At 68.6% G+C, this 3,345-nt stretch carries 2 protein-coding genes; one reads left to right on the forward strand and one right to left on the reverse strand.

The window, feature by feature from the left end:
• Positions 1–164: 164 nt before the first annotated feature.
• The gene (locus ACZ6S6_RS37585; RefSeq protein WP_469709511.1) at positions 165–1,541 is read right to left on the reverse strand and encodes an IS1380 family transposase; all 1,377 of its coding nucleotides are present in this window, start codon (positions 1,539–1,541) and stop codon (positions 165–167) included.
• Between the two features lie 365 nt (positions 1,542–1,906).
• Between ACZ6S6_RS37585 and ACZ6S6_RS37590 the strand changes: the two genes are divergently transcribed.
• Positions 1,907–3,313, forward strand: a complete 1,407-nt coding sequence (locus ACZ6S6_RS37590; protein WP_362961082.1) for an IS4 family transposase — start codon at positions 1,907–1,909, stop codon at positions 3,311–3,313.
• The last annotated feature ends 32 nt before the right edge of the window (positions 3,314–3,345 follow it).

Consider the following 3,345-nt stretch of genomic DNA (forward strand, 5'->3'; position numbering starts at 1 on the left):
CTAGCCTCGAAGTTTCGTGACGGTCCGCCGACGAAGTCGGTGGGCCGTTTTCGTGCCGTGGGCGGAGAGTGGACAGGTTGAGGGTCCGAGTGTCGTCTCGGGGAGGCGCCGGATTCCACTGCTCCGGTGTTGGGCTGCTGTCGTAGTGGCGGGAAAGTTGCTGGTCAGCCGGGGTTCGGCAGGAGTGCGAGTTGGTCGAGTGCGGCGGTGATGTGACGGGTCCAGGGCCAGTGCCGGGCGAGGCGGAGGATTCGTCGACGGCCGGTGGTGACGAGCTGTCCGGCCGTGGTGAACAGGCGGAGCCGCAGGCGGCGGGGTTCCCAGAGCCGGGCCTTGCCGGTCAGCGCGAGCCTCGGCATCCAGGCCAGCAGGTCGAGGGCGATCTGCACGATCTCCAGCCAGATCCGGTTCTGGGCGGTGCGGTGCAGGGGAAGGTTCCGCAGGCCGGTGGCCCGGGCGGCCCGGATGCGGTCCTCGGCCCGGGCCCGCAGCCGGTGACGGAGCTCGAGCTCGGCGATCGGCCGGCCCGAGGTGTTGGTGGCGAAGCACGTCAGCCGCATGCCGTCCGCGTCCGTGAGCCTCAACTGTGCCCCGGGATGGGGCCGTTCCTTGCGGACGATCAGCCGCATGCCCTTGGGCCAGCCGTCTAGGACGTCGCCGGTGAGTTCGGCGACCCAGGCGCCGTCACGGACCTCGCCGCCGGTCTCGACGGCCGGTGTCCAGGCCGATGCCGGAACCTTCAGCACGTGCTGGTGGACCTGCTCGGTGACCGTCATGCCGACCGAGTAGGACAGCCACCGTCCTCGCCGGGCGAGCCAGGCGACGAAGTCGTGGGTGCCACCCGCGGAGTCGGTGCGGATCAAGGTCCGGCGCCCGCGCCGGTACTCCTTCGGCAGCTGGGCCAAAGCCAGTTGACTGGCGGTGATGTGGTCGGCCACCGTGTTCGATCCCGCGTTCCCGGGCCTGAGCAGGGCCGCGACCGGTTCACCGGTGCCGCCCGGTCCGTGGTCGACGAACCCCATCAGCGGGTGATGCCCGTAGGTCCGCTTCCAGGTCGGGGCCGCGTCCTCCTTGTCCGAGTGCGCGATCACCAGCACCCCGTCAAGGTCCACGGTCACCGTCCCGCCCGCGTCAGGCGCTTCCCCGCCGGCCAACCGCCAGACACGTCCCCGGGCTTCGGCCCGCGCGGCACGGATCGCCCGCAGGGCCTTCTCCCCGGAGGCCGCGAGTATGTCGATAAGACGGGAGACCGTCGGGTCGGAAGCCACCGACCCGAACACGGACGGCTCGGCCCGCAGCATGGCGACATCCGCGAGACAGTCCCCGCCCAGCGCGACCGCCAACGCGATGTCCAGCAGGATCTTGCCCGGATCGTGCACCGCCCGAGCCTTCCGCCACGGTGCCAGCGCCGCTGATATCGCGGTGTCCAAGCCGGCCTTACGGACCGTCTCGACCAGCAGCACACCCCCGGCCCGCGAGACCACCGCCCGGCCGCCACCCTCGATACGGACACGCGGGTACGACCCGATACGCTTCTTCACCTGAGAAGTGCCTCCGGCTGGAGCAGGAACAAGGACCTCGACAATCCTCATTCTTGCTGGTCAGAGCAATGCCGGTGATTTAGCGAGTACGTGCTGATCAGAGGCTTGTCGGTGGTGAGTTGAGCCCGGTTTGTACCTGGTGACGTCGGCTGGTTCGTCACTTCCGGTGACGCTGTCGCGGAGGCCGGGACGCAGCAACGGAGCTCCCGGTAGGACAGAAGATCGACCAAGATCCGACTGTCCGCGAGGGAGCTCCGTTGGGTGCTCAGTGTGTCATTTCCTGCCCGCCGCCCACCAACTTCGGGGGCCATGGCGGCCAGTTGGGCCTCACCCCGGCGTCACCGGGGCAACGGTTCGGTGAGCACGTGCGCCTCGGCGTCCTCACCGAGGAGATCACTCCTGATCTGGTGGACGAGGTGGTGGAGCACAGCGGCCGTACCGAGGTCCGCCGCCGTCTGCTGCCGGCCCGCACCGTGGTGTACTTCGTCCTGGCATTGTGCCTGTTCAGCAGCTCCGACAGTACGGGCCCGCCGGGCTATCTTTCGGTCCTGCGCACCCTGACGGAAAAGCTGCGACACCTGCCAAATCTGGCCGTGCAACGGCTGCCGACGAGTTCGGCGCTGACCCGGGCGAGACAGCGGCTGGGTGAGAAGCCGCTGCAGGCCCTGTTCGAGCGGCGGTGCGGACCGCTGGCCACCGCGAGGACCCCGGGCGCGTTCGCGTTCGGGCTGCGGCTGGTCGCCTGGGACGGCACCGTACTGGACGTCCCCGACACGCCCGCGAACGCTGCGGAGTTCGGGTTCACCGGCAAGGACGGGGTCAACCAGAGCGGACACCCGCAGGTCCGCCTGATGGCCCTGATCGAATGCGGGACGCACGCCGTCATCGACGCGGCCTTCGACTCGGTGGCCCGGTTCAGTGAACACAAGCTCGCCCGTCGCCTGCTGGCTTCCCTACAGCCCGGCATGCTGCTGCTGGCAGACCGCAATTTCGCCGGTCATGCCCTGTGGGGCCTGGTGGAGGCGACCGGCTGCCACCTGGCGTGGAGGATCAAGAAGAACCTCGTCCTGCCCCCACTGTGGATCCTGCCCGACGGCTCATACGTATCTCTCATGCCCACCCCCGCCGAGAACCGCCGGCTGGGAGATGCCCGCTTCCACCGCCGCCCACCCTCCGGACTTCCCGACGGCCACCTGATCCGCATCGTCGAATACACGGTGACCATCCATCCGCAGGCCGGCCCGCCGCACACTGAGTCCTTCCGGCTGGCCACCAGCCTCCTGGACCACCGCCACGCCCCCGCCCATCAGCTCGCGACGGCCTACCACCAGCGGTGGGAGATCGAAAACGGGTTCGCGGAACTGAAAAACCGCCTGCGCGGCGCCGGATTCATCCTGCGCTCCAAGGCGCCCGAACTGATCTGCCAGGAGATCTATGCCCTGCTCACCGTCTACCAGGCGCTCTGCGCACTGGAGATGCGGGCAGCAGAACACGGCGGCATCGATCCTGGCCGGATCTCCTTCACCGTCACGGTGCAACTAGCCCGGCTCACCGTCTCCAGCCAGGTCGCGGCGGACACCACCACGCTGAGCACCGCCCGGCACGAGGCCGTGACCGAACTCCTGGCCGCCCTCCTCCCGCCCCGACGCCACCGGCAGTGCCAGCGCATCAAGAAGCCCTCCAGAAACACCTTCGAGGTCAGAAAACGGGACCAGCCCCGCACTCTCAGTAACGTCCACTACACACTGAGAGTCACCAAACACCCTGCCTGACCTGCAAGAACGTACTAAATCACCGGCATTGC

The organism is Streptomyces sp. NPDC048671 (assembly GCF_055587045.1).